Genomic DNA, 23527 nt, shown 5'->3' with positions numbered 1-23527 from the left:
TCGTATAGGATCATATGCTCCTAATTGGCGATGGTCCGATCGCGCGTCAGCCTTGCAGCCGGGCGCGTGGGTCTACCGGCCCCGCCCGCACCCCCACGGATCAAGGAGTCATCTGCCATGACCGATCTCGTCACGACGGCCCTCGAGGCGCACGGCGGTCTGGACCGCTACCACCGGTTCAGCTCGGCGACCGCGCATGTCCGCGTCGGGGGTTCCCTGTGGCGACTGAAGGGACGGGAGGGGATCTTGGATCATGCGGCGGTACGGATCGACCTGCACCGGCAGCACGCGAGTCACTCACCCTTCACCGCGCCCGACCTGCGGACCTCCCTCACCCCGCAGAGGGTGGCCGTGGAGACGGTCACCGGCGAGGTGAAGGCCGAGCGACTCGATCCCCGTGCGTCGTTCCCGGACGACGTGCGCGCCCCTTGGGACGATCTTCACGTCGCCTACTTCGCCGGGTACGCCATGTGGACCTACCTCACATCCCCCTTCACCTTCACCTCTCCCGGATTCGAGACCGCGGAACTGCCTCCGGTCACCGAAGAGGGACAGACGTGGAGGCCCCTGAAGGTCACCTTCCCGGACCACATCGCCACGCACTGCCGTGAGCAGATCTTCTACTTCGACTCGAACGGGCTGCTGCGCCGGCACGACTACACCCCCGAGGTCATCAACGCCGGGCCTGCCGCGCACTACCCCTCCGAGTACCGGGAGTTCGACGGCATCATGATCCCGACCCGGCGCCGCGTCTACCGGCGTACAGAGGACGGAACGGTGGCCCGGGACGTGGAACTCGTCACCATCGACGTCGAAGGTGTCCAGTTCGTCTGACACGCGAGACCGTCGACCCGTGCACGAGCTCCACCAAGAGCGCGTACGGCAACGCCGCACGTCAGCGACCTGGCGCGGGCACTCCCGGAATGTCACCGCGGAAGCCGGATCTCCCGCTTGAGGATTTTTCCGGTGGGGCCTTTGGGCAGGGCGGGGAGGAGCCAGACATTGCGGGGGTACTTGTAGGGGGCGACGCGTTCCTTCACGAAGGACCGCACGTCTTCGGCCGTGACCTGAGCATCCGGGGTGAGGACGACGGCTGCGGAGACCTCCTCGCCGAGGGATGCGTGCGGGACGCCGACGACGGCTGCCTCGACGACGTTCGGGTGCTCGTAGAGCACCTCCTCGATCTCCCGCGGGTAGACGTTGGACCCGCCTCGGATGATCAGGTCCTTCTTGCGGTCGACGACGAAGAAGTAGCCGTCGGCGTCCTGGCGGGCCAGGTCTCCGGTACGGAACCATCCGTCCGGGATCGCCTCGGCCGTCGCGTCGGGCCGGTTCCAGTAGCCCGCCATCACGTTGTGGCCCCGAATGGCGATCTCACCGACTGCACCGACCGGGACGTCCTGGCCGGCGACGTCCACCAGGCGCACCTCGGCACCGTCGATCGGGGTGCCGATCGAGCCGGGCTTGCGGGTGCGGTCGAGGTGGTTGAACGTGACCACCGGTGAGGTCTCCGACAGCCCGTAGCCCTCGGCCACCGCACAGCCGAAGCGCTTCTCGAAGGCGTGCAGCACCTCCGTCGGCAGCGCAGCCCCGCCGGAGACGCACACCCGCAGGGCACCGGCCTCGGGGTCGGTGGCGGACGGGGGCTGGTGCAGCAGCGCGTTGTAGATCGTCGGCACGCCCTGGAAGACGGTCACCCGCAAGGCGTCGAGCAGCGCCAGCACCTCGGCCGGGTCGAAGCGGGGCACAAGAACCAGGCAGGCGCCCTGGCGGACCGCAGCGTTCATGCCGCAGGTCTGGCCGAAGGCGTGGAAGAGCGGAAGGCAGCCCATCACCACGTCCTGCGGCCCCACGTGGATCACCCGCTCGGCCACGACCTCGGTGTTCAGACCGAGGTTGTGGTGGGTCAGCGCGGCGCCCTTCGGCCTGCCGGTGGTGCCGGAGGTGTAGAGGATCACGGCGAGGTCGTCGTCACCGCGCTGTGTCTCCGCGCCGACCGGCTCGTGCTCCTCTGCCTGCGACAGGATCGTGTCGACGGGGATCACAACGGTTCCCGTGACACCGGCCGCCACCGCCGCTTCCCCGGCGGCGCCCTCGTGCACGAACAGGCGGCACGCGCCCGAGTCGACCAGGCAGTGCTCGATCTCGCGCGCCTTGAGCAGCGGGTTCATCGGCACGACGACTCCACCGGCCCGCAGGATGCCGTAGTAGGCCAACGGGACCCGGCTGCAGATCTGGAGCTGCGCCGGCACCGTCAACCAGCAGTGGACACTGCCTTCCTGAACCGTTGCCGCCGCTCCCGGCTGCCCGAGTCGTGAACGCGAGTGGGGGCCCACGGGGCCGGTGCTCCCGCTCGGGCAGCCGCATCACCACCGGCCGAGCCCATCGGGCCCGTCCGGGCCTCGTGTGCCCCTCGCGCCGCCGGGCCGGGTCTCTGTCGGCGCAGTGGGTAGTGACGCGCCGGCCCGCGCCGCGCGCAGGCCGGCAGCACACTCAGCGCCAGCCGAGCTCCGGTGCCACGTGGGTGAGGATGCTCTCCAGCACATGGGCGTTGTAGTCGACCCCGAGCTGGTTCGGGATGGTCAGCAGCAGGGTGTCCGCGGCCTGGATGGCCTCGTCTTCCTGGAGCTGCTTCACCAGCACGTCCGGCTCGGCGGCATACGAGCGTCCAAAGATCGCCCTGGTCGTGTCGTCGATCATGCCGATCTGGTCGCGCGAGTTGCGGTCGCGGCCGAAGTAGGCCCGGTCCAGGTCGTCGGTCAGGGCAAAGATGCTGCGGCTGACCGACACGCGCGGCTCTCGCGCGTGGCCTGCCTCCTTGTACGCCTCGCGGTACGCCTCGATCTGCTTGCGCTGCTGGACGTGCAACGGTTCGCCCGTCTCGTCGTCCTTCAGTGTGGAACTCTGCAGGTTCGTCCCCAGCTTTGCGGCCCAGACGGCGGTCGCGTTCGAGCCGGAGCCCCACCAGATCCGCTCGCGCAGTCCCTCGGAGTGCGGCTCGATGCGCAGCAGCCCCGGCGGGTTGGGGAACATCGGCCGCGGGTTCGGCTGCGCGAAGCCCTTGCCCTCGAGCACCTTGAGAAAGGCCTCGGTGTTCCGGCGGGCCATGTCACTGCCGGTCTCGCCCTCGGCGGGGGTGTAACCGAAGTATCGCCAGCCGTCGATGACCTGTTCCGGTGATCCACGGCTGATGCCGAGTTGCAGCCGGCCACCGGAGATGAGGTCGGCAGCACCGGCGTCCTCGGCCATGTACAGCGGGTTCTCATAGCGCATGTCGATCACGCCGGTGCCGATCTCGATCTTCGAGGTCCGTGCACCGATGGCCGAGAGCAGCGGGAACGGGCTTGCCGCCTGCTGCGCGAAGTGGTGTACGCGGAAGTACGCACCGTCCACGCCGAGCTCCTCGGCTGCGACTGCCAGGTCGATGGACTGGTGCAGGAAGTCGGCGGCGGACCGGGTCTTGGAGTGCGCACTCGGCGACCAGTGGCCGAACGAGAGGAAACCTATCTTCTTCACGCACGCTCAAAGCGTCCGGCGACCACTTTTGATTCCCGGCGTCGGCACGCTGTGACCAGACCGACCGTGCGGGTACGGATACATCATCCGGCCTGGTCATGCGGCATGCGCGTGCTCGTGGAGGATGCCGCCGAGGCGATCGCATCGGCGGGTTGCGCATCGGCCGGGCCTCCGCGCCGCCGCGCTGACGCGTCGCGGTGCCGGCCGGTCCGGTGATCCGCCTGCTGACAGCGCGGCAGGCTCACTTGGAACCGGACGGTCTTCTGGAGACGCCCGGCCCCGGCAGCTCGTCCGCCGACCACGCTTGCACCTTCTCCGGCGGCACGGTCGACCTGCGCGATCAGCTCGCCCTCCGCGACGATCTGATGGAACGTCTCGTGATCGATCCATGGCCGTGGTGGCACCTCGCAGGCAAAGCCCGCGGCGTATCCGGGTCGCTGCCTGCCCGCCGGCAGGGCTCCGCCCGGCCTCGGATACAGGGCTACGAAGACGAGCGCTGCGCCTTCCGCCGCCGTCCCGGCCTGCCGCGGTGGACCGGGACGGCGGCGGCCCCTCACACGAAGGCGCTCTGCCCGGTGATCGACTTGCCGACGATCAGGGTGTTCATCTCGCGCGTGCCTTCGTAGGAGTAGAGAGCCTCGGCGTCGGCGAAGAACCGTGCGATGCCGTAGTCCAGCAGGATGCCGTTGCCGCCGAAGATCTCGCGACACCAGGCGACGACTTCCCGCATCCGCGAGGTGACGAAGCTCTTGGCCAGCGAGGAGTGCTCGTCACGGAAGATGCCGGCCTCCTGCAGCCGTGCGAGTTGCACCAACATGCCCCAGGACGCTGTGATGTTGCCCAGGCTCTTGACGAGCAGGTCCTGCACCATCTGGAACTTCGCTATCGGACGGCCGAACGCCATGCGCTTCTTGGCGTAGTCCAGGGCCAGTTCATACGCGCCGGTCATGAGGCCCAGCGACTCCCAGGCGACCCCGCTGCGGGTGGCGCGCAGGATCTCTGCGACGTCCCGGAAAGAATGGACGTTCTGCAGCCGGTTCGCCTCCGGCACCCGGACATCGGTCAGAGTGATCTCGGCGTTCTCCACGATCCGCAGTGCGATCTTGCCCTCGATCTTCTCCGGGCTGAACCCCGGCGTGCCCTTCTCGACGACGAATCCCTTGACCTGGTTGTCGTCGACGTCCCGCGCCCACACCACGACGTAGTCGGCGAAGGTGGCGTTGCCGATCCACCTCTTGGCCCCGTTGAGGACCCAGATGTCGCCCTCACGCCGGGCAGTGGTGCGCATGCCGCCGGAGACGTCGGAGCCACCCAGCGGCTCGGTGAGCGCGAACGCGCCGATCTTGTCCATGGTGGCCATCCGGGGAAGCCACCGGTCGCGCTGTTCCTGGTCCCCGCCCGAGTAGACGGAGTAGAACGCGAGTCCGTCGTGGACGCCGAAGAAGGTGGCAACCGAGGCATCCGTGCGGGCCAGCTCCATCGCCAGCATGCCGCTGAGCAGGTGGCTGACCGCCGGCTGGCGCTCGCCGTAACCTTCGTAGGCCAGCGCGGCCAGGCCGCTTCCTCGGAACTTCTCGATCAGTTCCTCGGGGAACTCGCCCTTGGCCCAGTTGTCGTTCACCAGCGGCTTGATCTCGTCCTGCATCAGGGCGCGGGCCTTCAGGAGGATCTTGCGTTCCTCTTCCGGGAGCAGCGACTCGTAGTTGTAGAAGTCCGCGGCCAGGTGGTCTTCCAGCGGGACGATAGTGCTCATTTCAATTCTCCTTCGTGCGGGCGTGCTTGGCCGTGCTGTTCAGTGCGAACAGCACGGCGAGCTGCTTGCGGTCGCGTTCTTCAGCGAGGACTGCGCACATGCAAGGGCCTGAGCCTTCGCCACGGGCTTCGCGAGCTGTCGCCGCTGCCCGGGGCTCATCGACGGTCGGCCGAGGGTCGGTCCTGCCGGGTGCCGTGCCCAAGAACCCGGGGATCTCCTTGCGTTCGTCGACGTGGGTGCGGCCGACGGAGGACCAGAAGTCCACCGCCGCCTGGACGGCGTCCTCACCGGTGCGTTCGCCCGGCGCAACCTCGACCAGCGGGATCACATGGGGGGACGCGTGGCCGATCAGGATCCGCCTCGCGTCCTGCGGCTTGGCCGTGAAGTCGCCGGAATCGCCGGCGACGAGCTCAGAAGCAGCACGTGCCGCGCGGCCTTTAGGACCATCGAACGCGCGGGTCAGTCTGCGGAGGGACGCGGGGCGCGCAGGTGGGCCCGCTTCTCCAGTCCCTCCTCGTCGACCAGGGTGAGCCTCGGTCGGCCCGGCGCGCACAGCATGGTCACGACGAACCCGGCACGTCCCATAGGACGTTGCCGTTCTGGTGGTGGATCACGTCACCGCCCGGTCATACCGCGTCTCACCGGCCTTGATCACGCGCTCCGGCTCACCCTCGAGCTCGAACCGGACCGCGCCCTCGATCACGTAGCCGAAACACGGCCCGGAGTGGCGGTGGGGAGGAGTCCCGGGGTCACCGGGAGGCCACTCGACGAGGACGGTCATCCCCGAAGCGCCCTCGGGAATGAAGCGTGGCTTGACGTCCGCCGGCATCAGGGGTCCGAACGCCGCGGGCCACTCCTGCTCGGCAGTCCCGTCCTCTGAGTTGCTCTCCGGCACTGTGCTGCACCTCCGTTGGACCGCCCGGAACGAATGATCTCGCGTCGGCCACCGCCTCCTGGGCGGGTGTACCGACCCCTCGTTCGGGTGACCGCGTTCGTCGATTCCGGGTTCACACAACTTGTTCCGCAATCAAGACAAGGCACGACCTGTATCTGTGACTCGCCCTGCGCTTTCGCAGCGCTACGCAGGCAGGCGCGGCGATCTCAGCCCGACGCGGCGACTGCGCGCTCGATGAGGTGGTGAGCGGCCGCGTCGGTGCGGGTCACGTCGTGGGTCACCAAGCGGTCCTGGCACAGTCCGCGCAGGCCGGACAGGAGCAGCGTGGCCCCCGCCCGAGCCTGCTGCGGCGGGTGGCCCAGCCGGGCGTAGGCGGCGGCGATGGGGCCGAGCATGACCTCGACGGTGTCCGCTGCGAGGTCGCCGTACTGCTCCGGATCGGTGGCGGCCAGGCTGAGCAGTTGCAGCAGCATGCGGACCGGCCCGGCCTGCTCCCCGAGGGTCATCGCTTGCCACAGGGCATGGGCGGCCTCGCGCAGGCCGGCGGTGTCGTGGACGTCGTCGAACATCGCGTGGGCGTCGGGACGGCTGGCGGCCAGCGCCTGGGCCAGCAGGTTCTCGCGGCTGCCGAAGTAGTACAGAAGCATGCGTTTGGTCGTGCCGGTGGCCTTGGCGAGCGGGCTCAGCGACATCTGCGCGAGGCCGTGGTGCTCGAGGTACTGCACAACCTGCTTGCGCTCCGAAGGACCTGCACTCCTGCAGGCGCGGCAACAACCGCGGGCGTCCCGCCGCCAGGCCGGCGGCGGGACGCCCGGTTGGTGTATCGAAGGGTCAGCTGCCGTGGACGGCGCTGACGAGGTCAGGCAGGAGCTTCGCCGCGTTCGGCGTGCCCAGCCCGGTGACGGGGTCCCATCCTGCGGTGGCCGAGTAGCCGGGGACCGAGGTGTCGGTGATGTTGTTGCCCACGGTGACGTCGTTGAAGTCCGCCGCGTAGGTGGCCGGGTCCGAGGCGAGCTTGTACAGAGCCGGGTTGATCAGTCCGAGTCCACCGTGGTTGATCTGGGCGGCGATGGAGACCAGGCCCGCCCACTCGGGGCACGCCAGCGACGTGCCGCCGATGTCGTACCAGCCCGTGCTGCACGGTGCGCTGCCGCACTTCAGCCCGCTCAGGCCGTCGGGCGGGAGGGACAAGTACACCAGGGCTCCCGTCGACGGGCTCGCCTGCAGGGCGACATCCGGAACGCCGCGCATCGCGCCGATGGAGGTGCTGCCGGCCGGCAGCGCGCCCGACTGGTAGTCCGGCTTGGCGAAGACGCTGCTGTAGCCGCCACCGGAGCCGACCCAGGAGATCTCCGACTGGCCGGGCGCCTTCTGGCAGGCTCCCGGCGGGGAGACGCTGTCGACGACCCTGCCGCTGGTGGCACCCGGGTCGGTGCACAGGTCCGTGCCGCCGACTCCGGTGACCAGCGGGTCCGACGCGGGCCACTCGACGGCGGGATCGGTGAGCGTCGATCCGCCCTTGCCCACAGGCGCCTTGAGCGAGCCCACGCTTCCGTCGTCACCTGACGAGCCGAGAACGGTGACACCGTTCTGTGCCGCTGCCTTGTAGGCATCGCGCAGGTTCTCCAGCGACCGGGCGTTGTGGAAGGCGCCCTCCGCGGAGGCGAACGACTGGGAGATGACGGTCGCGAGGTGGTGCTCGACGACGTACTGCTCGGCAGCCATCATCTGCGGGAAGCCCTGCACCCCGAGGGTCTCGGCGGTGGGCGTGGTGACCAGCAGGATGTTGGCGCCGGGTGCCATGGCGTGGGCGGTCTCGACGTCGAGAGCCACCTCCAGCGCCCACGCGCTCTTGTCCTCCTGCTTGGGGGCCTTGCTCGTGGACGGGGGTGCCTTGGTGGCGGGCGAGCCCTGCAGGTGAAGCTCGCTGAAGGACGGCATGCCGGGCGCACAGGTGACGCCCTCTTCGCCGCACATCGATGCGATGCCGAATGCCTGGTCGAAGACGTGCAGGTCGTGGGCCATGGTGTCGCTGCCGTAGGCGTCGACGATGGCGATCGTCTGACCGCGGCCATCGTTTCCGGCCGCGTGCAGCGGGCCTACGTTGTAGGCCGCCTGGACGCCCTGGGGGGTGAAGCAGCGACGTCCCACCGACGCGCACTGGGACTGAGTCGGTGGAGTCTGGCTGGTCGTCAACTGCGTGTAGTCAGCCACGGTTGGCCGTACTTGCGGATAGGTTGCCTGGTGGGCAGCGCTAGTGACGGGTACGGCGCCTGCCGCTGCGAGGCTGAGGGTGCCCACCCCCGCGAGCAGCCATCGTCTGATGCTGCGTGCCATCAGAGTCCTCTCTTGAGATCGAAAGGGGACTTGCGTGTCCGCCCCTCAGGTGGGGGGTGGTGGCACAGGGGTTGCGGACGGGGGCGAGGCTATCCCTCATGGTTGTCGGACGGAAAGGGTCGTCCTGTCAACAACGATCAAAAAAATTCGGCCGGACCGTTGTGCGGCGGTGCCGGCGCGTCCCCCCCTTGCGCGGTGCTGCGGCGTGGTGGGTGCGACCGTAGACGCGCAGGGCGCGGCGCGGCCTGATCTGGATCAACACCATGCTGATCAGTCCAGCCATGAGCAGCAGAGTCCCGGCCGCCGACAGGTAGTTGAGCTTGGAGGTGGTGGCGAGCGGGTCGCCGTTCGGCTTGACGATGTGCAGCCCCGGCTACTTGACGATGCGCGTCACCGACTCCAGGCCATGTCGCCGTCGGCACCGCCGAGGTCGTCGTCCTCGCCGTGACCACCGAAACCCACCAAGATATTCAAACCTCGAATCTCAGGCGCATCGCGCCGGCCCCAGGTGGTCGCCGTCCTACGATGGACGAAGATCAAATGCGATCAAGGAGCGTGAAATGATCTTTATCACGGCCAAGTTCCGGATCAAGCCGGAGCACGCGGAGAGGTGGCCTGAGATCTCGCGGGAGTTCACGGAGGCCACGCGCAGTGAGCCCGGATGTCTCTGGTTCGACTGGTCGCGCAGCCTCGACGATCCGACCGAGTATGTGCTCGTCGAGGCGTTCCGGGACGGCGACGCCGGTGCCGCGCATGTCCAGTCCGACCACTTCAAGTCGGCACAGCAGACCCTGCCGCCCTATCTGGTCGAGACGCCACGAATCGTCAACGCGGTGCTGGAGCAGGATGACTGGTCCCTGCTCGGTGAGATGGCCGTCCAGGGCTGACGGAGTCGCGGAGGAGCAGGGGAAACACGCCTGCCGCGTTCTCCCTGGACCGGAACGAGGGTGTCTTGGCCTAGCTCTGGCCAAGACACCCTCGTTGCCGCGTCATGAGGCCTTGCCATGCTTTGTCTGCGGGCGGCCGGGGCGGTGAGAGAGGTGCAGAAGGCTTATCAGGGGGTCTCCGGGTCTCCGATCATCAGGACGCTTTGGGGCGCTTGTAGTTGCCCTCGCACGCACGCTGCCAACTCATGACACCCCGGCTCGTCCGGACGTCGATATCCCCTTCGGGGGCTCGGCAGCGCTGCCGTACGATCAACCGCCGACAGCCGAACGAGAGAAAGCACACAGCATCGTGGCTGACAAGCCATCCGAAGAAGCCAGACCGGAACCCGAGTCCGAGTCCACGTCTGAGCTCGGGTCCGGTTCCGGTACCGGGGCGTCCTCGTCCATACCGGACGACGTGTGGGAGAAGTTCGTCCGGGACAGCGAGCGGGACATACGTGCCTCCTCCGCGCCGAAGGAGCCGTCCGCGCGGGCGCGGTTGGTGACCGAGCGGCTGCGGCAGAGGGACGAGGAGGCCGCCCGCCAGGACTCCAAGAAGCGCCGGTGGAGCAGGAGCGGCGACAAGGCCGCCGCCGACCAATCCTGGCAGCCCGAAGGCTGGCGTACCGGCCCCGCCTGGCAGGAGATGGAAGGCCGCGCGGCCCGGCGCCGGCGGTGGTGGGGCATCGTCGGCGTTCCCGTCGCCGTTGCCCTCGCCGTCGTGGCGATCAAGCCGTCCCTGATTCCCGGCGACCCCTTCGGCACCGGTGAGGCGGCCGCGGACACGGCGCCGCAGCTGCCCCCGGAGACCGCGGCTCCTACCGCCCCGCCCTCCCCTGTCGCGTCCGACACGCCCACCCCTGAGCGGCCGTTCGCCGGATCCCCGGCCCAGCGGTGGGCCGACGGGGCCGCAGGTATCGTCCTGCCGAAGGCGACGCCGTCCGGTGTGTTCTCCGCGTCGCAGGTGGAGCGCGCGCTGCAGCAGAGCAAGACACTGCTGATCGACGCCAATATCAGCCCCGGCACCCTGCGCGGTCAGCGGCCCGAGGCAGCGCTCGGCGTGCTCGACCCGCGGCAGCCGGACCTGCTCGACCACCTCGACGCCTCGTTGCGCGCACCGGACAAGAAACACGATCCGCTGGCGCTGTTCAGCCGTTTCGACCCGGCCGAGGTCCGGCTCGTCGGCGACGTGGTCAAGACCCGCGGTCGTATGACCTTCGGGACGGCCAATCGCGGATCCCTGGTCGTGCACGCCGACTACACCTTCGTGTACCCGCTGGTGCGGCCGAGGACCGACGAGGTCACTCGCACCATCGTGCGGCGCGTCGTCGATCTGGAACTGCCCAACCCCGCGCACTTCCAGATCACCCCCGGCAAGCTCAGCCTCCTCCGCTACGACGAGGACGCGGGCAACTCCGCCTGCCAGATCTACGACGGCTATTTGCACCCGCAGTTCGACTCGCAGCAGCCCACGGGCGCGCCGCCCACCGGTCCTACGACCGACCCCTACGACCGCAGCAAGGACCTCGACCAGGACCGCAGCAAGGCTTGCGGGACGGTCTCCCGTACCTGAGCCGCGGACGAGCGGTGTTCCGTCGGACTACGACGTCACCGAGTCCGAGATCGCGTCCGCCCCGCCGACGCGGGGGTGTTCGGACCCGTGGAGCGGCAGGGCCGACAGATGGTCGGCGACGGCGACGGCGAGTGGGTTGTCCCCGTCATTCGCCGTGTCGAGCACGCGCCAGAACACTTCGGTGTCCATGGCGCTCAGTCTGTCAGGGCACGTAACAGCCTCCTGTATGCGGGATGGAGGCTGAAGCGGGCGAAAAGACGCCGGTGGGCGGGGCCGTTGTTACGGCCCCGCCCACCGGCGTGCTTTGAACTACCTCGGCTCAGTGCCGGCTGACCGTGAAGGGCAGTCGGACATGAGTCGCCGAATCAGCGCCGGCCAGCGTGATGCTGGTCGGACCCGGCTTCGCTGTCCCCGGAACACTGATGGTCGGGGCAGAGATGACGCCGTCACCATTCGCGTGCACGGTGATGGAGGCGAGGCCGTTACCGAATCTGATCGTCACTGCTTCGTTCGGCTCGAACCCGGAACCATTGACGGTGATCGCCGTACCGCGCGGTCCCGAGGTGGTCGACAGCAGCACCTGCGGTCGGTACGCCGGCGCTGCCGGCTCCTCGGTCACCTGGACGGTTGCCGTCGCCGGTGTCCGCGAGGACTTACCGGCCGCGGTGATGGCGTACCGGCCAGGCTGCGCGTCATCGGACGCGGCGATCGATGCGTGTACCGCTCCCTCCGCCGTGGCCGCGACCGTCAAGGTGCGCGCCGGGCTGGTGCCGAGCTTGACGGTCACCTGCTCGCCGGCGGCGAACCCGCTGCCGTTGATGGTGATCGAGTCACCGGCGGAGACGGTGCCGGATGCCGACGCCGAGATCGACGGCTGCAAGCTCGCCTTGCCCACGGTCACGGTGAACGTCTCAGTACTGCTCGAGAGTGTGTCCCATGTGGTGACGTGCACCGTGTACGTGCCCTCCTGCACGTACGTGTGTTGTCCGCTTATCGCCCCGGACGAGTCGACCGTGGCGTCATCCGGAACCGTGCCGTCACCCCACTGGACGCGGGCCTGGTAGCCCGTCGAGCCCGGAACGCCACCGGTCACCGAACCGAGGTCCGCCGAGAGGGCCTTCCCCGGCGTGGCCGTCTGGTCCTTGGGGGCGGTGGTCGCCAGCTTGGCGTCCGGCGTGCCGTCATGGGCGATGGCGAACACGTGGATCCGGCCCGCCGAGCCCGGCTCGCCGGTCTGCGTCGGCAGGGTCACCGAGACCAGCTTCTTGCCCGCCGGGATCTGGTACGGCGTGGTGGCGAACAGGAACGGCTGGGCGCCGTCCCGGCTCGTGCCGAGCAGTCGGTACGCGGCCTTGGCGACGACGATGTTGCCGTAGGACGGCGTGCCGTTGGCGTTGCCGCCCAGCGTCCAGTCGCTCATCTGGATCGGGATGGCGGCGGTGCTGCCGTCACTGAACGTGGCCGTGCCGGTGGTGCTCTGGTTGCCCTGCGTTCCGGCGCCGATGAACGAGATGCTCTTCGCGTCATCCGGCAGGTTGAGCGCGATCGTGCTGCCGTTGCCGGTCGCGTTGTCCGGCTGTCCCGCCGGAACGGTCGGCAGCGTGAAGCGCAGCGCCGTTCCAGGTACCTCGTGCTCCTGGCCCTGGGGCACGCCCGCCGCCTCAAGAGCGGCACGCGAGTACGCCCACGACTTGCTGTCGCAGTTCGCCGCGAGGACGCCCTCGTCTCCGATGCACACGGTGTCGAATGCCGCGGTGAGGCTGGAACTCGGCGCGTAGCCGACGTCGACGCCCACGGTTCCCGAGCCCTGGCCGGCGCCGTCGCTCACCGTGACACTGGCCTGGTAGTAACCCGGCTTGTCGTAGGTGTGCGAGCCGCTGACGCTGTACACGCCCCGGGAGCTCAGGTCCAGGGCGCCTGCCGTGGCCGGCGAGCCGTCACCCCAGTTGATCGTGGCCTGGTAGCCGCTCGCGGTGCCTCCGGTGACAGTCGCCAGCGGCATCGACACCGCGGCGCCGGACGTCGCGTGCACGCTGCTCGCCGCGGAGACCGCGATGGCGCCGCCACCGAGTTGGACATCGCCGCCGGCGAGCAACTCGACCTCGGCGAGGTTCGTCTGCGCAGCGCCGAGGGTCTTGTTCACGACCAGGCGGAACTGTGCGAACTTCCCCAAATTGCCGATCTTGAACGGCCGGGTCTGGCCGCGTGACGAGAAGACCTCGCCCTTGCGGGAGTCGACGGTGGTCCAGGTGATCCCGTCGTCGGAGCCCTGCAGCTTCCAGTCCGTCGGGTCGCCCGCATTCGCCCCCGAGGTGAGGGTGTAGTACGACGGCATCTGCTTACCGCTGCGGAAAACCCAGTTCATCTGCGGCGTGCCGTCGGTGAAGGTCATCTGCGTGGTCGACGAGTCGTCGAACAGCTTCGACGCGTCCTGCCCGTCGCTCGCGGTCGCGGTGCCGAGGCCGGGGCCCGTGGTGTCCTGCAACGGCTTGGGCACCTCGTTGCCCTTGGTCAGCGACGAAGGCGCGTCGTTCTTGCCGGTGCCCCAGGACGACGGCTTCGGGCCCATCTGGAAGTCGATCGTGCCGCCATGGTCGAGCACGGACGAGTCGATGGACACCCCCTGCTGCGTCTTGCCGTTGACCTTCACACTCTGCACGTAGACGTTCTTCGTGCTGTTGTCCGGCGCGTTGACGACGATGTCGCCGCTGTCGCGGTGGACAGTCATCTGGGCGAACTGCGGTGAGCCGATGGCCCAGTTGGAGGAGCCGGCCTGAAGCGGGTAGATGCCCAGCGAGCTGAGGATGTACCACGACGACATCTCGCCGTTGTCCTCGTCACCCGGGTAGCCCTGGCCGATCTCGTCGCCGACGTAGAGGCGCTGCAGGATCTCCCGCACGATCGCCTGTGTCTTGGACGGCGCGCCCGCATAGTCGTACATGTACGGTATGTGATGCGACGGCTGGTTGCTCATGCCGAGCTGGCCCATGCGCACCGCACTCGCCTCGAGCATCTCGTGGATCGTGCCGCCGTAGCCGCCGGGCCTGTCGGCGTTCTCCGGGGTGGCGAAGAACTGGTCCAGCTTCTGCTCCAGTGCCTTCTGCCCGCCGTACAGGTTGGCCAGACCCTGGCCGTCCTGCTGCGCGGTGAACGCGAAGTTCCAGCCGTCGGTCTCGGTGTAGACGCCGCCCCAGTCCCTGGGGTCACCGGCGAGGAACTTGCCGTTGGCCGCTCGTCCTTCGAAGAACTTCGTGTTCGTGTCGAAGAGGTTGACGTAGTTGCGGGCACGCTCCAGGAAGTACTGCGACTCCTCCTTGAGCCGCTTCCGCTCCGACTTCGGTGTGGCCGGGTCCTTGGCCAGGGCCGCGCCCATGTTCCCGATGCCGTAGTCGTTGATGAATCCTTCCAGCGCCCACGACACCGACTCGCCGGTGGAGGTCGGCGTGTAGCCGAGGAACAGCCCCTTCTCGATGCCCTTGCGGCCGACCTCGCTGCGCCCGGACGCAACGGTCGCGTCCTTGACCGCCGCGTCATACGCGGCGAGCGGGTCGGGCACCTTGACGCCGTTGAGGTAGGCCTCGGCCAGCGCGACGTTGGAGCTCGTGCCGGTCATCAGGTCGGCGTAACCAGGCGACGACCAGCGGGCTATCCAGCCGCCGTCGCGGTACTGCTGGACGAACCCGTCGGCGATCTTGGCCGCGATGTCCGGGTACAGCAGCGAGTACGCGGGCCACACGGTGCGGTAGGTGTCCCAGAACCCGTTGTTGACGTAGATCTGCCCGTCGACGACCTTCGCACCGGTCTGGGTGGCGGTCGACGTGCCGGTCGGCGCCGACACCGGGCTCGCGTACTGCCAGTGCGGCGCGGCGGCGGTACCGGTGTTCTCCGACTGCGAGTTCGGGTACAGGTTCAGCCGGTAGAGGTTCGAGTACAGCGTGACCTTCTGCGTCTCGGTCGCGCCCTTCACCTCGATCCGGCCGAGCCGGTCGTTCCACGCAGCGGTGGCGGCGGCGTGGATCTCGTCGAAGCTCTTACCGGTGACCTCCAGGTCGAGATTCCGGTGAGCCTGGTCGACCGAGATGAACGACGTCGCGATACGCATCGTCACTTGCGAGCTCGCGGAGGTGTCGAACGTGGCGGACGTGGCGGAGGACGCCGTCGGCGCGCGGTCGAAGGTGCCGTACACGAACATCCGGCTGCGACCGGCTGACAGACCGCTGCCGTTGTCGACCCAGCCGCTGAACGTGCCGTCCGTACCGATGGAGAACGTGCCGTTGTAGAAGACGAGGCTTCCGGTGGCCTTTCCGGACGGGAAGGTGAACTGCATGATCCCACCGTGGTCGGTGGGCGACATCTGTGCGATCAGGCCGTTCTGCAGAGTGACCTGGTAGAGGTCCGGCCGCGCGATCTCGTCGTTGTGGCTGAAGGCGAGTGCGCGGGTGCTGGGCGCTCCGGTGAGCGATCCGCCGGCCGACACCGGCATGACCGACATCTGGTTGCGGTCACCCATCCACGGGCTGGGCTCGTGCGAGAGCGCAAGTCCCTGCAGCATGGGCAGATTGGCCGCGTTGTTGCCCTGCTGGTAGTCGTACTCCCAGGAGTTGGACGTGGCGTTGGTGACCGGCGTGAAGAAGTTGAAGCCGTTCGGCATCGCCGAGATCGGCAGGTTGTTGCCGCGCGAGAACGAGCCCGATGCGTTGGAGCCGCGCCGCGTGTCGACGAACTTGGTGAGGCTGGAGCCGTCGATCGACGTCGGCGTGCCCGCCACAGAGATGTCGTCGAGCCAGCCCTGGAAACGCGTCGAGGCGGTTGCCTTGGGATCGTCGTAGGCGAGCAGGACGCGGTCGATCGTCTTGCCGTTCGCGACCGCCCCGACGTCGGACTGGACCGCGTTCCACTGGTCGGCGTAGAGCACCTTCGACGCGCCCTGCCCGGCGGCCGTCAGCGCGTAGCCGTGCTGGTCGACAGGCGAAAGCCCGCTCAGGTAGCTGCCGTCGGTGAAGTGCAGGTCGACCGCCGCGTAGGTGGACGGATACTGAGCGTCCTTGCCCGTGAACTCGGGGAAGAGCTTGTACGACAGCCGGGTCTTCGGTCCGACCGGGATGTTGACGTCGAACAGCTTGTTGGTCGCGTACGAGCGACCGTCGGCTTGCGCGCCGCCCGAGTACCGCAGCGAAGCCACTCCGGTGAATCCGGCCCCTGACTTCATGTTGTAGCCACTGACCGGACCGGCGCCGACGACGCTGACCATCGGGGTGGCCGGCGGTACGACGTTCGATCCGTCGCTGATGTTCCAGTCGGCGAGCTGGACGATCGAGTCACCGGAGTTCGCGGTGACGTTCAGCCGGTAGTAGCTGTAGGCGGTCGTGTTGGTGAAGCTGTAGGTGTTGGTGGCGAACCGCCCGCTGAAGCTCACCCCCGTGCGTGTGTCCAGGTCGGTCCACGAACTGCCGTCGTCGGACCCCTGCACGGTGAAGTCCTTGGGGTCGCGGCCCGGCGCGTCGTTCGCGGAGGTCAGCGAGTACTTCACCACCGTCGCGGGCTTGGCCAGCCGGTAGGCCACCCAGCCGGTCTTGTCGAACGCCAGCCACTTGGTGGACGGATTTTCGTCCTTGAGGTTCGTGGCGACTTCGCCCGGCGGGTTCTCGGCGCTCGCGGTCACCGCGCTCACCTGGTCGAGCAGGCTGCCGGGCAGTCCGGAGGGGCTCGATCCGCTCAGGTTCGTCTGGATCGGCTTGCCGTTCGCGTCGACCTCGACGGTGCTCGTCGCGGGTTGCGGGTCGGCCGACTCGAACGAGGAGCTGAAGTTGCCGGGCGGCGCCTCGGCGCTCGCCGCGGGTGCGACGACGAGCACGCCCACCGGCAGCGACAGGGCTATAGCCGCGCTGGCCCATCTTCGGAGGGACAGAAGGCGAGCAAAGGGGGAGTAAGACACAACGGGGCCTTTCGTCGATAGAGGTCGAGAGCGTCGAAGGACGGGACGGAGAACCTGGTGGCCGCGGTCGATCGACCGCGATGGATCGCGCGTACGCCTCACGGGCACTCGGGGGCTTGCCGCATGCCGACCCTGGATCGGCACTCAAGAAGCGGTTCGGCTCCGACGGCGGGTCAGCGCGGCCCGGAGCCAGGTGAGTTGCCGTAAGGGTGCGGCAACCACCGTGACCACTGCTGTGAGTTGGTACGTAGAACGTGAACCATGCGGAAGCTCCATGAAGGGATGGCGAACTCGTGGAAGGGCACACCCAGCCAAAGATCGCGGTCAGCCTGATCCTCTCGGACAACGTTGTCAAGACTGATTACGCAACCTCCTTCAAGCAGCACCGTGTCCGGACGCACCGCAGCCGTATCCCGGGCAGCGCCCGTGAGGGAGGCGGTGCAGCTATGCCGCCAGGAACGGGCCATCGCTCAGAGTGAACCGGAGTCTCTCACCGCCGAGTTGATCCCGGTGGTCAATCGGCGCAGCGTCACCGCAGACGTTCCTCGGGCACCCGCACCTTCAACCACCGGCTCGCGTTCCGGTCCGTTTCTTCCTCGGCAACTGCGGTGTACGGCGGGTCACTTCCGGTCGGCTGTGTTGTGTGGAGCGGTCGGCCTCATGTCGGGGGAGAGCGTGTGGACGACCGTCCCGCCCTGCGGCCAGGGGTAGCCAACGAACACTCTGACGGCGGGAGTTCTTCCTTGAGAGCCGCTCCCGGACGCCGTCCGGCCGCGCGGCACGCGGTGTTCCTTGCCGCCGAGCCGCGCGGCTGACTGCGGGCGCGGGTGATGGTGCATGCGGCGACGTACGTCCACGACGAGTTGACCGCCGCGGGTTGGCTGGTAGAGCGGTGGTCGTTCGATGCGCGCCAGCGTGGTCGCCGGGCATTCTTCAGGGAGTGTCGCCTGTCGAACGGGTGGTGACGCGTCGCCGGTGATCAGTCGGAGTGCGCCCTGGGGCCCTGGAGCAGGTCCGCGGTGGCGACGTCCCAGTCGATTTCCGCGAACTCGTGACCGGCGGGAACGAGTTCGTAGGTGTACTCCAGCCAGTCGGCCAGCGGAGGCACGGGCAGCTCGAACAGGGCCGCCATGTCCCTGGAGGTCAGCTGAAGTCGCGCGGTGGCCCGGTCCTCCGAGTGTGACGGCCATATCTGGACGTCACCGAGGCCGCTCACCGAGTACAGCCCCTGCTGGAGGAGGTCGCGGCCGATCCGCCACAGGGCACGCGGGCCGCCCTCGACGACCAACTCCACGCACACGACCAGGGGAGCGTCCGGGTCGAACCGGAACTTTGCCCTGATGGCCTGCCGGGTGGAGACGTCCAAGACGCGCTCGATGTCCAAGATCAGCTCAGGAAGGCCGTGCGGCGCCGTTCGGCGGGCCTGTCCACCCGGTTGGGACTTGCGTGCCTTCGACATCGGAACGTGCCTTCCTGCAAGTGGTGCGCATGGACGGGTGTGCCGTCCATCGCTGACGATGAGACCCATGAGCCTGGCAGTACCAAACCGATCTGTCACTCTACTGTAGCAGTTGTTGGGGGTTCCACTCCTGTGAGGCGTCTCAGGCTGCACATTCCGCCAACGGGCTCCGGGCGGTGAGAGCCGGCTCAGTACGCAACCTGGAGCCGTCCTGACCTGTGGAGCAGCTGATTGCCGTTCATGGTGGTGGGTCCTTCTCTGTGGCTCCGTGGCGGAAGCCGGCCCGGCCTACTCTCGTCCCCGCGGGAGCGACGTACATAGGTATCTTGACCGTCCGACTTCACCGACCTTCGACGGTGACCGTGGTGACGGTTGCCCCGCCGTGCGGACGCTGTCCGCCTCGTGGCCCTGTCCGGGGCGGTCCGCCGGGGTGCTCCGCCCTGGGAGCGCTGCGGGCCGCCGACATTCAGTCATTCGACTGTCGCCCCAGACCTGTGCCTGAACGATCCTGAGACGGTCGCCCGCGTGCCAGTGTCGGGTGATTGTCATGCTCGGAGGGGTCAACCGTGAACCACACTCCCGTCGTCTTCATCCATGGCGCGTGGCTGCACGCGCTTTCCTGGGAGTCGTGGGCGGAACGCTTCGCCAGTCGGGGGTTCCTCGCCTTCACGCCCGGATGGCCGGGGGAGGCGGCCGCCGCCCGGGACATGCGCAAGTCCTCCGAGGTGCTCGCAGGCATCGGCCTGGACGTGCTGACGGACCACTACGCCGAAATCGCGTGTTCGTTCGATGTCGCGCCGGTGATCGTCGGCCACTCGGTCGGCGGGCTCATCGCGCAGCACCTCATCGGCGCCAACATCGGCCGGGCCGCGGTGGCGATCGCGCCCGCCCCGATCAACGGCATCCCGCTGCCGCACGCCTCCCCGGCCCGGTTGTGGACCCCTGGCCAGGCCGACGACGCCGAACAGTTGGTGTCCCTGTCTCAGGAGCAGTTCCACCACGGCTTCGCGAACACCGTCGGAGCGGAGGAGTCCGACCGGCTCTTCGAGCGTTATGTGGTCCCGACGCCCCGCCGTCTGCTCGCCGACCTGGGGTACGGGGGCTCGGTGCGCAGCCCGCGCGCCGTGGTGGACGTCGGCAACGTGGACCGCGGCCCGCTCCTGCTGATCTCCGGGCAGGAGGACCGACTGGTGCCCGACGCCGTGACGCGCGCGGTGTACAAGCAGTACGGCGACTCCACAGCAGTGACCGACTTGAAGCAGTTCGCGGACCGCGCCCACTCCCTGGTCATCGACAGCGGATGGAGTTTCGTCGCCGACCACGTGATCGGCTGGCTGGACGAACGCGGCCTCCGTGCCCGCCCCGCGTAGGGACGGTCCGAACGTGCCGCCGGCGCCGGCGGGCGGCACGTGTCGTCCCTGGGCCGCCGGCCGGACCGGTCAGACGTTCTGGTCGTCGGGGATCTTGCCCAGCGCGTCGCGGAGGGCGGCGCGGGAGGTGATGCCGAGCTTGGGGAAGACGCGGTACAGGTGGGAGCTGACGGTGCGCGGCGAGAGGTGCATGCGTTCGCCGATCTCCTTGTTGGTCAGGCCGCCGGCGGCGAGATCCGCGATGCGGCGTTCCTGCCAGGTCAGCGCCGCGAGATGCGCCGAGGAGGAGGCGGTGGACGCACCGGTGGCACGGAGCTCGGCCCGGGCCCGCTCGGCCCATGTGGGTGCGCCGAGCCGTTCGAACGTCTCCGCGGCCAGGGTCAGCGACGGCCGTGCCGCCTTCCGTCCCTGGGTGTGCCGGAGGCGGATGCCGTGGGCGAGGCGGATGCGGGCGAGTTCGAAGGGGAAGGTGGCGGCGGCCGGGTGGGTTTCGGCGCGGTGGTACATCTCGTCGGCTTCGGCGGGGTCGGTGGCGGTCATGGCGAGGGCGCCGTGGGTGATGAGGGCGAGGCGGGGCGAGAGGTCGGGCAGGTGTGCGTCGCGTGCCGCGAGGGCGTGTCGGCGGGCTTGTTCGGCGCGGCCGGTGTGGAGGGCCGCTTCGACGAGGTCGAGGAGGGTGCGGGAGGCCTGGTGGGCGTAGGGGGCGAAGGTGCCCGGGGGAGTGAGGCCGATGGCGTGGAGGTAGGCGGCTTCGTAGTCGCCTTCGCTGAGGGCGGCGGTGGTGCCGATGGCGTCGGCGATCTGAGTGAGGAAGCCGACGCCGCGGGGGCGGGCCCAGGCGTCGACGACGGCCTGGAGCTCGCGGGCGCGGTCCGTCTGGCCGCGCATCGCGGCCAGCAGACCCAGGTACGCATGGGTGTGATAGCCGAACAGCCCGTGCCGGTGCGTCGTCGTCAGCTCCAGGCAACGCTGTCCGGTGCGCTCGGCCTCGTCCCACTCACCGACCGCGATCTGGTCGAGCATGATCAGGTGCAGCATGGTCATGGCGTCGGCCAAGGCCCCGGTCTTCACCTCGCGGTCCACGGTGCGCTGCAGATGCGGCCGGTAGTGGCTGAGGGTGTCCACGTGGTAGGCGGCGACGGCCAGCCGGGTGACATCCCACGGCTCCAGGTCGTGGAGGCCCGCGAAGGCGCGTTCCACCCGCTCGTGGACGCCCGCGCCGCGACGCACCACGTCGCCCCAGGCGTCCTGGTAGACGCGTGAATGCGAGGGCACCAGGTCTCCCAGGGGGCTCAGGAGTTCATGAGTCCGCTCCCACGCGGCCTCGTCACCGGCGTACTGGTTGATGGCCAGCAGCAGGTCGACCAGTCGCGTGAGCACCTCGTCGGGCTCCCGCACACCGCTGTCGCGCATGCTCTCGATCGCCGCGAAGACCTGGCGCTGCGAGGACCGTACGTCCCCGTCCTCGAAGAGCGCGACATAGCCCGACGTGACCGCCGAGTTCGGGGAGTCGTTGCCGGACCCGGTGCCCGAGCGGACCAACTGCCGGGCCTGGTCCAACTGGCCGGAGTGCCCGGCGATGTACGCCGCGCTGCCCAGTCTGCGGGAGCGTTCCTCGTGGCTCTCGCTGAGTTCCGCGGCCCGGGTCAGCCAGGCTATGGCTGCCTGCGAACCACCGCGCCGGGTGGCGGAGTCGGCCGCTGCCTCGAGGGTGGCCGCGACCTGCTCGTCGGGGTCGATCGTCGAGGCCGCGAGGTGCGTGGCACGCCGTTCCAGATCGTCACGGTGCACGTCCGCGAGCACGGCGTGGGCCGCACGCCGCTGGTTGGGGGTCGCCATCTGGACGACGGTCGAGCGCACCAGGGGGTGCCGGAAGACGAAGTCGCCGCTGAGCGGGTCGATGTCCAGCAGGCCGCACGCCGCGGCCTCGTCGGCGTCCATCATGCGGTAGCGCGTGCCTCGGGTGCGGTCGGCCGCCGTGCCCGCTCCGACACCGTCGAGGGCGCCGCGCAGCAGCTCCGCGCGCACGGCCTCACCGAGGGACTTGATGCGGGTGCCGTACACGTGCTGCAGGCGCAGGGGGAGCGGAACGCCGGTGTACCCGAACAGTTCCTCGGGGTTGCGTCCCGCCCGGCCGCCGCGCACGTAGGGTGGCAGTTCCAGCAGGGCCAGTGGGTTTCCTTGCGCCTCGTCCAGGACCAGGCGGCGGATCTGGGGTTGCAGCCCGGGGTGGTGCATGTCCAGGAGTTGTTCCGCGTCTTTCTCGGACAGTGTGGTCACCGGCAGTTGGGGCAGCGCGGCGGTGTCGAAGCCCGAGGGCACGTTGGAGCGCAGGCCGACGATGAGCTTTACCGAGCCGCCGGTCAGCCGGCGCCCCACGAATCCGCACACCTCGGTACTGGAAGTGTCGAACCACTGGCCGTCGTCGAGCACCAGGAGGAGGGGTTTCTGCGAGGCCGCGAGGGAGAGCAGATCCAGGACGGCGATGCCGAGGGTCATCACCGAGGGAGGCGCGCCCTTGCCTCTGCCGAAAACGATGTCAAAGACTCCCCGGTGGGTGTCGTCCAGCCGGTCGATGTAGGAGAGCAGCGGATACAGGAACTGGTGCAGACCGGCGAACGGGAGTTCCGACTCAGCTTCCACCCCGGCCGCTCTGATCACCCTGTGCTCCTCGACCGCCGCGAGCTCGACGACGTGGTCCAGCAGGGCGCTCTTGCCCACACCCGCGTCTCCGCGCAGAACGAGAGCCCGGCCCCCGGAAGCCGCCACGAACTCGGACAACAGCTCCCGCTCGCGTTCCCGGCCGACCATGTTCCCGACGAGTGACTCCGCTGTTCCCCCCACTCCCTTCACCGCTGAACCAGCCCGGACCGAACGCGCTTTCATGTTCGTGTGAACGGATCGCGCCAGGCGCAAGCGAGGGTACGTCGTCGTTCCTCATCGCCTTGGCGGCGAGTGTCACCGCCGCTCGCCTCCTGGACCTCGGGGGTCGCCCGTTTCCGGAAGCCGCAGGGGGTTGGCTGCGCGTGACACCACGGGTCGGTGGCCCGCTCGTCACATCCCTCGACAGTGTGCCCGTGACGTGTCCGCCGCCCCTGCCACCCACACCTCACGCAGAAGAGTAGATGCCGCCGGGGGCGTTCGTCACCTGGTGTGGCCGAAAAAGTTCTTGTGTGCGGCTTCCCACCGAGCACCCGCCGGACGTGTGCTCGGCCCCTCGCGTCGGGTGTGTACCTTCGACCGTGCGACATGTTTCGTCTGCTCGACGTCCCGATTCTTCGGGAGGAAACACCACGATGAGTTGTCACACACACGTGATCGGCTCATGTTCCGTACACGCGACGACCGAGACGCTGGCTCACACATGCGAGTGGCGTGTCTCACGTGAACCTCGGCCTGCGACACACGTCGACACGGGTGAGTGAACAACCACATGTCTGCGGAGGCGGTCCGGCACATTGTCCGCCGCTAGGGACGCGTTGGGTCTCTCGACCTGGGCCGGGTGCGTCGACGCCGATCCACGCGGTACCAGAGCGGGAAGAAGCTGATGCACGATGAAAGACGGCATGACCGTCTGGCTCCCTTATCGCCGAAGCCGGATCGCTGGTCTGCCGGACGGGCTCATCTGCTCATACTGGGGCGAATCGGGCCCACAGCCCGGCGATCCAGGCGACGTCCGTTTCCTCGTGGGCCCACCGGGGCCCGGTGCCGAACGCGTCCTGCGCCCCGTACGGCCGCGGATGCGCAACCTTGGGGTGCTTCA

14 protein-coding genes and 1 pseudogene are annotated in these 23527 nt (G+C 68.7%); 4 read left to right on the top strand and 11 right to left on the bottom strand.

The features are described from left to right. Window positions 1-117: 117 nt before the first annotated feature. On the top strand, window positions 118-834 hold the full coding sequence (locus ABZ904_RS19640; protein WP_360998630.1) for a hypothetical protein: 717 nt from the start codon (window positions 118-120) through the stop codon (window positions 832-834). A gap of 92 nt (window positions 835-926) precedes the next feature. Here the strand turns inward: ABZ904_RS19640 and ABZ904_RS19635 are convergent, their stop codons facing one another. The 7 genes and pseudogenes from ABZ904_RS19635 to ABZ904_RS19605 all read right to left on the bottom strand — a co-directional run bounded on the left by ABZ904_RS19635 (window position 927) and on the right by ABZ904_RS19605 (window position 8378). Continuing rightward, window positions 927-2252: a long-chain fatty acid--CoA ligase gene (locus ABZ904_RS19635; RefSeq protein ID WP_361824714.1), complete on the bottom strand. Its 1326-nt coding sequence runs from the start codon at window positions 2250-2252 to the stop codon at window positions 927-929. A gap of 241 nt (window positions 2253-2493) precedes the next feature. Next, window positions 2494-3516, bottom strand: coding sequence for an LLM class flavin-dependent oxidoreductase (locus tag ABZ904_RS19630; protein ID WP_360998604.1), 1023 nt, complete (start codon window positions 3514-3516; stop codon window positions 2494-2496). Window positions 3517-4069: 553 nt separating this feature from the next. Then, a complete protein-coding gene (locus tag ABZ904_RS19625) occupies window positions 4070-5269 on the bottom strand; it encodes an acyl-CoA dehydrogenase family protein (protein WP_361824677.1) in 1200 nt (399 codons plus the stop codon). A 1-nt stretch (window position 5270) separates the two neighbouring features. Beyond that, window positions 5271-5597: a hypothetical protein gene (locus tag ABZ904_RS19620; RefSeq protein ID WP_361824674.1), complete on the bottom strand. Its 327-nt coding sequence runs from the start codon at window positions 5595-5597 to the stop codon at window positions 5271-5273. A 131-nt stretch (window positions 5598-5728) separates the two neighbouring features. Then, window positions 5729-6071 (bottom strand): annotated as a pseudogene (locus ABZ904_RS19615) (cupin domain-containing protein); the annotation flags it as partial. Between the two features lie 299 nt (window positions 6072-6370). Next, the gene (locus ABZ904_RS19610; RefSeq protein ID WP_360998602.1) at window positions 6371-6889 is read right to left on the bottom strand and encodes a TetR/AcrR family transcriptional regulator; all 519 of its coding nucleotides are present in this window, start codon (window positions 6887-6889) and stop codon (window positions 6371-6373) included. A 106-nt stretch (window positions 6890-6995) separates the two neighbouring features. Next, the gene (locus ABZ904_RS19605) at window positions 6996-8378 is read right to left on the bottom strand and encodes a S53 family peptidase (RefSeq protein ID WP_360998600.1); all 1383 of its coding nucleotides are present in this window, start codon (window positions 8376-8378) and stop codon (window positions 6996-6998) included. 683 nt (window positions 8379-9061) lie between these two features. On the opposite strand from ABZ904_RS19605, the gene ABZ904_RS19600 reads away from it, so the two are divergent. Next, entirely contained in the window at window positions 9062-9388 is a 327-nt protein-coding gene (locus ABZ904_RS19600; protein ID WP_359393016.1) for a putative quinol monooxygenase, read from the top strand. Between the two features lie 445 nt (window positions 9389-9833). After that, the gene (locus ABZ904_RS19595) at window positions 9834-11000 is read left to right on the top strand and encodes a hypothetical protein (RefSeq protein WP_360998668.1); all 1167 of its coding nucleotides are present in this window, start codon (window positions 9834-9836) and stop codon (window positions 10998-11000) included. A 27-nt stretch (window positions 11001-11027) separates the two neighbouring features. On the opposite strand, the gene ABZ904_RS19590 is transcribed toward ABZ904_RS19595, so the two are convergent. From ABZ904_RS19590 to ABZ904_RS19580, 3 genes are all read right to left on the bottom strand, one after another. Further along, entirely contained in the window at window positions 11028-11189 is a 162-nt protein-coding gene (locus ABZ904_RS19590) for a hypothetical protein (protein ID WP_360998598.1), read from the bottom strand. Between the two features lie 130 nt (window positions 11190-11319). Next, on the bottom strand, window positions 11320-16854 hold the full coding sequence (locus ABZ904_RS19585; RefSeq protein ID WP_361824670.1) for a GH92 family glycosyl hydrolase: 5535 nt from the start codon (window positions 16852-16854) through the stop codon (window positions 11320-11322). Between the two features lie 1060 nt (window positions 16855-17914). Beyond that, window positions 17915-18394, bottom strand: a complete 480-nt coding sequence (locus ABZ904_RS19580) for an SsgA family sporulation/cell division regulator (RefSeq protein ID WP_361824667.1) — start codon at window positions 18392-18394, stop codon at window positions 17915-17917. 566 nt (window positions 18395-18960) lie between these two features. Here ABZ904_RS19580 and ABZ904_RS19575 point away from each other — a divergent pair. After that, window positions 18961-19764, top strand: coding sequence for an alpha/beta fold hydrolase (locus tag ABZ904_RS19575; RefSeq protein WP_359393008.1), 804 nt, complete (start codon window positions 18961-18963; stop codon window positions 19762-19764). A gap of 69 nt (window positions 19765-19833) precedes the next feature. Here the strand turns inward: ABZ904_RS19575 and ABZ904_RS19570 are convergent, their stop codons facing one another. Then, window positions 19834-22575 (bottom strand): AAA family ATPase, encoded by a 2742-nt coding sequence (locus tag ABZ904_RS19570; protein ID WP_361824711.1) that lies wholly within the window; start codon window positions 22573-22575, stop codon window positions 19834-19836. Window positions 22576-23527 lie beyond the last annotated feature (952 nt).

Source organism: Streptomyces sp. NPDC046900, assembly GCF_040644975.1.
Lineage (GTDB): Bacteria > Actinomycetota > Actinomycetes > Streptomycetales > Streptomycetaceae > Streptomyces.
The sequence above is the reverse complement of the archived record's forward strand: the minus strand, read 5'-3'. Positions and strand labels throughout refer to the sequence as shown.

Coding starts and splice junctions, on each gene's coding strand:
- ABZ904_RS19600 (WP_359393016.1), top strand. CDS start 9,062: ATGATCTTTATCACGGCCAAGTTCCGGATCAAGCCGGAGCACGCGGAG.
- ABZ904_RS19640 (WP_360998630.1), top strand. CDS start 118: ATGACCGATCTCGTCACGACGGCCCTCGAGGCGCACGGCGGTCTGGAC.
- ABZ904_RS19580 (WP_361824667.1), bottom strand. CDS start 18,394: ATGTCGAAGGCACGCAAGTCCCAACCGGGTGGACAGGCCCGCCGAACG.
- ABZ904_RS19570 (WP_361824711.1), bottom strand. CDS start 22,575: ATGGTCGGCCGGGAACGCGAGCGGGAGCTGTTGTCCGAGTTCGTGGCG.
- ABZ904_RS19625 (WP_361824677.1), bottom strand. CDS start 5,269: ATGAGCACTATCGTCCCGCTGGAAGACCACCTGGCCGCGGACTTCTAC.
- ABZ904_RS19590 (WP_360998598.1), bottom strand. CDS start 11,189: ATGGACACCGAAGTGTTCTGGCGCGTGCTCGACACGGCGAATGACGGG.